Annotated in this window: 6 protein-coding genes and 1 other RNA gene; all 7 read left to right on the top strand. The window is 40.2% G+C overall.

What is annotated here, in order from left to right; genetic code table 11:
- Positions 1–23 precede the first annotated feature (23 nt).
- The 7 genes from NMM17_RS06735 to NMM17_RS06765 all read left to right on the top strand — a co-directional run bounded on the left by NMM17_RS06735 (position 24) and on the right by NMM17_RS06765 (position 6219).
- Positions 24–551 carry a DUF1273 domain-containing protein gene (locus tag NMM17_RS06735; RefSeq protein WP_000205316.1) on the top strand — a complete coding sequence of 176 codons (528 nt, stop codon included), beginning with the start codon at positions 24–26 and terminating at the stop codon, positions 549–551.
- A gap of 72 nt (positions 552–623) precedes the next feature.
- The gene (gpsB, locus tag NMM17_RS06740; RefSeq protein WP_000146534.1) at positions 624–953 is read left to right on the top strand and encodes a cell division regulator GpsB; all 330 of its coding nucleotides are present in this window, start codon (positions 624–626) and stop codon (positions 951–953) included.
- Positions 954–973: 20 nt separating this feature from the next.
- An RNA gene (gene rnpB, locus NMM17_RS06745) (RNase P RNA component class B) lies at positions 974–1355 on the top strand.
- Positions 1356–1438: 83 nt separating this feature from the next.
- Entirely contained in the window at positions 1439–2596 is a 1158-nt protein-coding gene (locus NMM17_RS06750; RefSeq protein ID WP_000711359.1) for a class I SAM-dependent RNA methyltransferase, read from the top strand.
- Between the two features lie 12 nt (positions 2597–2608).
- Positions 2609–4018, top strand: a complete 1410-nt coding sequence (locus NMM17_RS06755; RefSeq protein ID WP_000042191.1) for a cell division site-positioning protein MapZ family protein — start codon at positions 2609–2611, stop codon at positions 4016–4018.
- A 75-nt stretch (positions 4019–4093) separates the two neighbouring features.
- The gene (gene gndA, locus NMM17_RS06760; RefSeq protein ID WP_000158778.1) at positions 4094–5518 is read left to right on the top strand and encodes an NADP-dependent phosphogluconate dehydrogenase; all 1425 of its coding nucleotides are present in this window, start codon (positions 4094–4096) and stop codon (positions 5516–5518) included.
- A gap of 11 nt (positions 5519–5529) precedes the next feature.
- Entirely contained in the window at positions 5530–6219 is a 690-nt protein-coding gene (locus NMM17_RS06765) for a response regulator transcription factor (protein ID WP_254754101.1), read from the top strand.
- Positions 6220–6775 lie beyond the last annotated feature (556 nt).

A 6775-nucleotide genomic window follows, 5' to 3' on the forward strand; every position in this document is an offset into this window, starting at 1 on the left:
AAAATAGAAAGAAAGGTGTAAAAATGACTACAGCTTTAATTATGGGATATTCTAACTTTGACTTGGGTTTATTTAATGAAAAAGATATCAGATTAAAAATCATAAAGAAAGCCATTCGCCGTGATTTAGAAAGTTTAGCAGAAGAAGGGATTAAATGGCTGGTTTTTACAGGAAACTTGGGATTTGAATCCTGGGTGCTAGATGTCGCAAATGAAATGAAAGAAGAATATGATTTCAGCCTAGCGACCATTTTTGATTTTGAAACACACGGGGAAAATTGGAATGAAGCGAATCAGCTTAAACTTAACCAATTTAAGCAGGTCGATTTTGTCAAATATGCCTATCCTAAATATGAACACATGGGGCAACTACGAGACTACCAACGATTTTTGCTGGAAAATACTGACTTAGCTTATTTTTTCTATGACCCAGAAAATGAAACCAAATTAAAATTTATGGACAATTTGATGAAAAATCAGGCAGGTTATCGCATAAAAAGGTTAACGTTTGAAGACTTAAATGAGCTAGCAGAAAATTTTTCTGAAAAGTAAGCCTTTGACCTTGATTTTTGTTTGCCTTTTTTTATATAATAATACTATTAGAAACCGAGAATGGAGAGAGAGATGGCAAGTATTATTTTTTCAGCGAAAGATATTTTCGAGCAAGAGTTTGGACGTGAAGTCCGTGGGTATAGTAAGGTTGAAGTTGATGAATTTTTGGACGATGTCATCAAGGACTATGAAACTTATGCTGCTTTAGTCAAGTCTCTCCGTCAAGAAATTGCAGAGTTGAAGGAAGAATTGTCTCGCAAACCTGAATCTGCACCGGTTCAAGCAGAACCACTTGAAATGACAGCTACAACTTCTATGACGAATTTTGACATTTTGAAACGTCTAAATCGTCTTGAGAAAGAAGTGTTTGGCAAACAAATTTTGGATAACTCTGATTTGTAAGAGATTATTTGAAAAGTGCAATTTTTGGATAATCGCGTGAGGAGAATTTCTTTTCATGAGGAAAGTCCATGCTAGCACAGGCTGTGATGCCTGTAGTGTTTGTGCTAGGCGAAACCATAAGCCTAGGGACGAGAAATCGTTACGGCAGTTGAAATGGCTAAGTCCTTGGATAGGCCAGAGTAGACTTGAAAGTGCCACAGTGACGGAGTCTTTCTGGAAACGGAGAGAGTGGAACGCGGTAAACCCCTCAAGCTAGCAACCCAAATTTCGGTCGGGGCATGGAGTACGCGGAAACGAACGTAGTACTCTGATTGCTATCAGCTGTAGGCTGTTAGTGGTAGACAGATGATTATCGAAGGAAGTGATCCTAGTCACTTCTGGAACAAAACATGGCTTATAGAAAATTGCATATAGGTTGGGGCTGAGAAATTTTCTCAACCTCATTTTTTAAAGTGGACATATAGAAAGGTCTTATAAGACTGAAAATGAAAAAAGAATTTAATTTAATCGCGACCGCTGCGGCGGGTCTTGAAGCCGTTGTTGGGCGAGAAATGCGGGAGTTGGGCTACGATTGTCAGGTTGAAAATGGCCGTGTTCGTTTTCAAGGAGACGCGAGAGCCATCATCGAAACCAACCTCTGGCTTCGTGCAGCAGACCGTATTAAGATTATCGTAGGAACTTTCCCAGCTAAGACTTTTGAGGAGCTGTTTCAGGGAGTTTTCGCCCTAGATTGGGAAAATTATTTACCGCTTGGTGCTCGCTTTCCGATTGCCAAAGCTAAATGTGTTAAATCTAAACTGCACAATGAGCCAAGTGTACAGGCTATTTCAAAGAAGGCTGTTGTTAAGAAATTGCAGAAACATTATGCTCGTCCAGAAGGTATTCCCTTGATGGAGACTGGTCCTGAGTTTAAGATTGAAGTTTCTATTCTGAAAGACGTAGCAACTGTCATGATTGATACGACAGGATCCAGTCTCTTTAAACGTGGCTATCGTACAGAAAAAGGTGGCGCTCCTATCAAGGAAAACATGGCAGCAGCCATTTTGCAACTTTCTAACTGGTATCCAGACAAGCCTTTGATTGATCCTACCTGTGGTTCGGGAACTTTCTGTATCGAGGCAGTTATGATTGCTAGAAAGATGGCGCCTGGTCTTCGTCGCTCCTTTGCCTTTGAGGAGTGGAACTGGATTAGCGATCGTTTGATCCAAGAAGTGCGTACAGAAGCAGCCAAAAAAGTAGATCGTGAACTGGAACTAGATATCATGGGTTGTGATATCGATGCACGTATGGTCGAAATTGCTAAGGCTAATGCTCAGGCAGCAGGGGTTGCAGGCGATATTACCTTTAAGCAGATGCGCGTGCAGGATTTACGTTCCGATAAAATCAATGGAGTGATTATCTCCAACCCGCCTTATGGTGAACGCTTGTCAGATGATGCAGGGGTTACCAAGCTTTATGCTGAGATGGGTCAAGTATTTGCCCCGATGAAAACGTGGAGTAAATTTATCCTAACTAGTGATGAAGCTTTTGAGACCAAGTACGGTAGTCAGGCGGATAAGAAACGGAAGTTGTACAACGGAACTTTAAAAGTTGATTTGTATCAATATTTTGGTCAGCGTGTTAAACGTCAGGAAGCAAAGTAGGAAGGAAAACTCATGAGTAAGAACAGACGGAATCGTCATAAAACAGAACATCCAGAAGCGCAATTTGATTTTGATGATGCCAAAGAGCTAACGGTTGGAGAAGCTATGCGAAAAAATGAAGAGGTGGAAGCAGGTGTGTTGCCTGGAGATTCTATCTTGGACAAGTATGTGAAACAACATAAAGATGAAATTGAGGCAGATAAGTTTGAAACACGCCAGTTTAGCAAGGATGATTTAGTTGAAAAAGAAGAGGTAGAGGAGACTCAGACTCTGGATAATTTGCTTCAAGAGCTTCGTGAGGAAACAGGAGTAACTTCTCCAGCTCCAGAAGATGAATTGCGTCAGTTTGATGATTTAGAATTAACAAGAGTTTCAGAAACTCCTCTTGTCGAAGAATTTGAGACTGAAGAGGTACCATTGGTTGGAGCGGAAGAGGCTCTCACACGTTCTCGAGTGACGGATAGTGAAGATGGGAAAAGTAAGAAGAAATGGGTGCTTTACGGTATTCTAGCCGCATTAGTGGTTCTTATCCTTGGAACTGGTTATTATGTTTATCGTCAAGTAGCTCGTTCGACCAAGGAAATCCAGACTTCTCAATCATCTACAAACACGCAGTCAGATGCAGAAGAATTCAATAATTTATATGATGCTTTCTATACAGATAGCAACAAAACAGCTTTGAAGAATAGCCAGTTTGATAAACTGAGCCAACTGAAGACCTTACTTGATAAATTAGAAGGTAGTCGTGAATATACGCTTGCAAAATCTAAATATGATAGCCTCGAAACGCAAATCAAGGCCATTCAAGAGGTCAATGCTCAATTTGAAAAGCCAGCTATTGTTGATGGTGTTGTAGATACAAATGCCAAAGCCAAATCGGATGCTAAATTTACAGATATTAAAACTGGAAATACGGAGCTTGATAAATTGCTAGATAAGGCTATCAGCCTTGGTAAGAGCCAGCAAACAAGTGCTTCAAGCTCAAGTTCAAGTGAAACTAGCAGCTCAAGCTCTAGTCAAGCAAGTGAAAATACTGCTAGTGAAACAAGTCCAAGTAGCTCAAATACTGCATCAACTGAAACTAGCAGTACTCGCAGTGAAGTCAATATGGGTGTATCAAGTGCAGGGGTTGCTGTTCAAAGAAGTGCGAGTCGTGTTGCCTATAATCAGTCTGCTATTGATGATAGCAATAACTCTGCCTGGGATTTTGCGGATGGTGTTTTGGAACAAATTCTAGCGACTTCACGTTCACGTGGTTATATCACTGGTAACCAATACATCCTTGAACGTGTCAATATCGTTAATGGTAATGGTTATTACAACCTCTACAAGCCAGATGGAACCTACCTCTTTACCCTTAACTGTAAGACAGGATACTTTGTTGGAAATGGTTCTGGACATGCGGATGATTTGGACTACTAAACAGTCGTTACAAAATTCTTTCTTTTCAAAAGTAAAAATGATAAAATAAAACAAATTAAACAAGAGGAGTGTCAAATGACAAAAGCTAACTTTGGTGTCGTAGGTATGGCCGTAATGGGTCGTAACCTTGCCCTTAATATTGAATCTCGTGGTTACACAGTTGCTATTTACAACCGTAGTAAAGAAAAAACGGAAGATGTGATTGCTTGCCATCCTGAAAAGAACTTTGTACCAAGCTATGACGTTGAAAGTTTTGTAAACTCAATCGAAAAACCTCGTCGTATCATGCTTATGGTTCAAGCTGGACCTGGTACAGATGCTACAATTCAAGCCCTTCTTCCACACCTTGACAAAGGTGATATCTTGATTGATGGCGGAAATACTTTCTACAAAGATACAATCCGTCGTAATGAAGAATTGGCAAACTCAGGTATCAACTTTATCGGTACTGGGGTTTCTGGTGGTGAAAAAGGTGCCCTTGAAGGTCCTTCTATCATGCCTGGTGGACAAAAAGAGGCCTACGAATTGGTTGCAGATGTTCTTGAAGAAATCTCAGCTAAAGCACCAGAAGATGGTAAACCATGTGTGACTTACATCGGTCCTGATGGAGCTGGTCACTATGTGAAAATGGTTCACAATGGTATTGAGTATGGTGATATGCAATTGATCGCAGAAAGTTATGACTTGATGCAACACTTGCTAGGCCTTTCTGCTGAAGACATGGCTGAAATCTTTACTGAGTGGAACAAGGGTGAATTGGACAGCTACTTGATCGAAATTACAGCTGATATCTTGAGCCGTAAAGATGATGAAGGTCAAGATGGACCAATCGTAGACTATATCCTTGATGCTGCAGGTAACAAGGGAACTGGTAAATGGACTAGCCAATCATCACTTGACCTTGGTGTGCCATTGTCACTCATCACTGAATCAGTATTTGCACGTTACATCTCTACTTACAAAGAAGAACGCGTACATGCTAGCAAGGTTCTTCCAAAACCAGCTGCTTTCAAATTTGAAGGAGACAAGGCTGAGTTGATTGAAAAAATCCGTCAAGCCCTTTACTTCTCAAAAATCATTTCATACGCACAAGGTTTTGCGCAATTGCGTGTAGCTTCTAAAGAAAACAACTGGAACTTGCCATTTGCAGATATCGCATCTATCTGGCGTGATGGCTGTATCATCCGTTCTCGTTTCTTGCAAAAAATTACAGATGCTTACAACCGTGATGCAGACCTTGCCAACCTTCTTTTGGATGAATACTTCTTGGATGTTACTGCTAAGTACCAACAAGCAGTGCGTGACATCGTAGCTCTTGCGGTTCAAGCTGGTGTACCAGTGCCAACCTTCTCAGCAGCTATTACTTACTTTGATAGCTACCGTTCAGCTGACCTTCCAGCTAACTTGATCCAAGCACAACGTGACTACTTTGGTGCCCACACTTACCAACGTAAAGACAAAGAAGGAACCTTCCACTACTCTTGGTATGACGAAAAATAAGTAGGTCTGCCATGGGGAAACGGATTTTATTACTTGAGAAAGAACGAAATCTAGCTCATTTTTTAAGTTTGGAACTCCAAAAAGAGCAATACCGAGTTGATCAGGTTGAGGAGGGGCAAAAAGCCCTTTCCATGGCTCTTCAGACAGACTATGACTTGATTTTATTGAATGCTCATCTGGGGGATATGACAGCCCAGGATTTTGCAGACAAGCTGAGCCGAACTAAGCCAGCTTCAGTCATTATGGTCTTGGACCATCGCGAAGACTTGCAAGATCAGATTGAGGCAATCCAACGCTTTGCCGTTTCGAACATCTATAAGCCAGTTATTATTGAGAATTTGGTGGCTCGTATTTCAGCGATTTTCCGAGGTCGGGACTTTATCGACCAACACTGTAGTCAGATGAAGGTTCCAACGTCTTACCGCAATCTGCGTATGGATGTAGAACATCATACTGTTTATCGTGGCGAAGAGATGATTGCTCTGACGCGTCGTGAGTATGATCTTTTGGCTACTCTTATGGGAAGCAAGAAAGTCCTGACTCGTGAGCAGTTGTTGGAAAGTGTCTGGAAGTATGAAAGTGCGACAGAAACAAATATTGTGGATGTCTATATCCGTTATCTACGTAGCAAGCTTGATGTAAAAGGTCAAAAAAGCTACATTAAAACCGTGCGTGGTGTTGGTTACACCATGCAAGAATAGAATGGCAGTCATGCTCGTGTAACTGCTTTTTGAGCTCCATACTATCTGTAGCAGGAATCCCTGAATAATAGATAGTATGGAGCTTTTTTGAATAGCTACAAATGATGGCTTGTAATGGTCCAAAGGTCTGGTCAGGGAGAATGATTTCTTCTTGACCATAGTTTATACTCAATGAAAATCAAGGAGTAAACTAGGAAGCTAGCTGCAGGTTGCTCAAAACACTAATTTTGAGGTTGCAGATGGAAGCTGACGTGATTTGAAGATATTTTCGAAGAGTATTTGTATCTGATGGACTTTACTTTCATAGTTTCCTATTTTTGGCACTCAAAAGGAATGGCTTATATGTAGGATAAGTTGACATGTTCTTTATAAGTATTCAAAAAAATGGCATTTATCATAGTCTTGAAGAAAAGGAAAATTTTATTTTTATTTTAACGCTATAATATAATAAATGGTTTAAATCCTGAAATATTCTGAAAATAATGGAAAATAATAAAAAATAATAAAAAATAATTAATATAATTGACAAATCTGCTAATGTAAATTATAATATTGA

The sequence above is a fragment of the Streptococcus sp. CF7_Ac1-12 genome, assembly GCF_024295905.1.
Classification (GTDB): domain Bacteria; phylum Bacillota; class Bacilli; order Lactobacillales; family Streptococcaceae; genus Streptococcus; species Streptococcus mitis_AP.

Excerpts from the sequence above, each read along its gene's own strand:
- NMM17_RS06735 (WP_000205316.1), top strand. The coding sequence starts at position 24 with ATGACTACAGCTTTAATTATGGGATATTCTAACTTTGACTTGGGTTTA.
- gpsB (WP_000146534.1), top strand. The coding sequence starts at position 624 with ATGGCAAGTATTATTTTTTCAGCGAAAGATATTTTCGAGCAAGAGTTT.
- NMM17_RS06750 (WP_000711359.1), top strand. The coding sequence starts at position 1,439 with ATGAAAAAAGAATTTAATTTAATCGCGACCGCTGCGGCGGGTCTTGAA.
- NMM17_RS06755 (WP_000042191.1), top strand. The coding sequence starts at position 2,609 with ATGAGTAAGAACAGACGGAATCGTCATAAAACAGAACATCCAGAAGCG.
- gndA (WP_000158778.1), top strand. The coding sequence starts at position 4,094 with ATGACAAAAGCTAACTTTGGTGTCGTAGGTATGGCCGTAATGGGTCGT.
- NMM17_RS06765 (WP_254754101.1), top strand. The coding sequence starts at position 5,530 with ATGGGGAAACGGATTTTATTACTTGAGAAAGAACGAAATCTAGCTCAT.